The following is a 1,618-nucleotide window of genomic DNA, read 5'->3' as shown; positions in this document are numbered from 1 at the left end:
GTACGCGCTCACGCAGGAGGACCAGGACAACACACCGGCCCCGTCCGGACCGTGGCGGAACAGCACCGGCTGGCGGCTTGGCGGCCCGGCGGCCCGGCGGATCAGCCTCGGAACGCCCGACGGCGGCGTCTCAACGGTACGGGTATCCGGCGGCCGCGTTCCGGACGGGCCCGTCCGCGTCACCGTGGACAACGGCCCTGAACGCCGGGCCTCGCTGGAGTTCAGCTCACGCAGGCACGCCGTCCTGGTCCTCGATGGGCAGGAAACGCGATATTCCCTCGCACCGGTCTACCGGGGTCCGGTAACCCCCACGTGGGACAACCCCACCCCCGCCTGGCCCACGGAACTGTTCCTGGGCAACGAGGGCTGGTCCTGCCGGCTGGAGCTGCTGACGAGGGAGACGCGGCTCGCCAGGGTCCTGGCTGCCATCCACCGCGAGGAAGGCGCCGCGGACCCGGAGGTCCGCTCGCCCATGCCGGGCACGGTGGTGTCCGTTGCCGTCACCGACGGCGATACCGTCACGGCCGGCCAGCTGCTCCTCTCCGTGGAGGCCATGAAGATGGAACACCAGCTGGCAGCCGAAGTGGCCGGCACCGTCCACATCAGCGCCAAGGCCGGCGACCTCGTCAGGCTCGACCAGGTCCTCGCCACCATCCACCCGACAACTCACCACCCAATCAAGGGAGCCTAGCCATGGCAGATTTCGAACTCAGCGAGGAATACCAGGACCTCAGCAACACCGTCCGCGAATTCGCCGACGAAGTGGTGGCGCCGGTTTCCGCTAAACACGACGAGGAGCACAGCTTCCCCTACGAAGTCGTCAAGCAGATGGCGGACATGGGGCTCTTCGGCCTCCCCTTCCCGGAAGAGTTCGGCGGCATGGGCGGTGACTATTTTGCCCTGGCGCTCGCCCTCGAACAGCTGGGCAGGGTGGACCAGTCCGTGGCCATCACCCTGGAAGCCGGTGTATCGCTGGGCGCCATGCCGATCTACCGGTTTGGCTCGGATGCCCAGAAGGAGGAGTGGCTGCCGATGCTGGCCTCAGGCCAGGCGCTCGCCGGCTTCGGCCTCACAGAGCCGGAGGCCGGCTCGGACGCCGGCGGCACCAAAACACATGCCCGGCGCGAGACTGTCGGTGACAGGACGGAGTGGGTCATCAACGGCAACAAGGAGTTCATCACCAACTCCGGCACCGACATCACCCGCCTGGTCACGGTCACTGCGGTCACGGGCCAGGAAGAGCGCCCGGACGGCAGCCTGAAGAAGGAGATATCAACGATCCTGGTGCCTACCGGCACGCCGGGCTTCAAGGCCGAGAAGGCCTACAACAAGGTGGGCTGGAACGCCTCGGATACCCACCCGCTGACGCTGAAGGATGTCCGTGTGCCGGAGGAGAACCTGCTCGGCGAGGAGGGACGGGGTTACGCCAACTTCCTCTCGATCCTGGATGAAGGCCGGATTGCCATCGCAGCCCTGGCCACCGGCGCAGCCCAGGGCTGCGTGGACCTGTCGGTGAAATACGCCAAGGAACGCAGCGCCTTCGGCCAGAACATCGGCAAGCACCAGGCCATCGCTTTCAAGATTGCCCGTATGCAGGCACGCGCGCACACCTCCCGCC

At 67.2% G+C, this 1,618-nt stretch carries 2 protein-coding genes; both read left to right on the top strand.

The genetic code is table 11. The features are described 5' to 3' along the window. The coding region (locus tag DBR22_RS03685; protein ID WP_146187366.1) for an acetyl-CoA carboxylase biotin carboxyl carrier protein subunit at positions 1–691 on the top strand (691 nt) is incomplete at its 5' end. 2 nt (positions 692–693) lie between these two features. Continuing rightward, on the top strand, positions 694–1,618 hold a 925-nt coding region (locus DBR22_RS03680), incomplete at its 3' end, for an acyl-CoA dehydrogenase family protein (RefSeq protein WP_108597835.1).

Origin of the sequence: Arthrobacter sp. HMWF013 (assembly GCF_003061105.1) — a bacterium.
In the GTDB taxonomy this organism is placed as follows: Bacteria; Actinomycetota; Actinomycetes; order Actinomycetales; family Micrococcaceae; genus Arthrobacter.
This window is presented reverse-complemented; position numbering and strand designations above follow the sequence as displayed.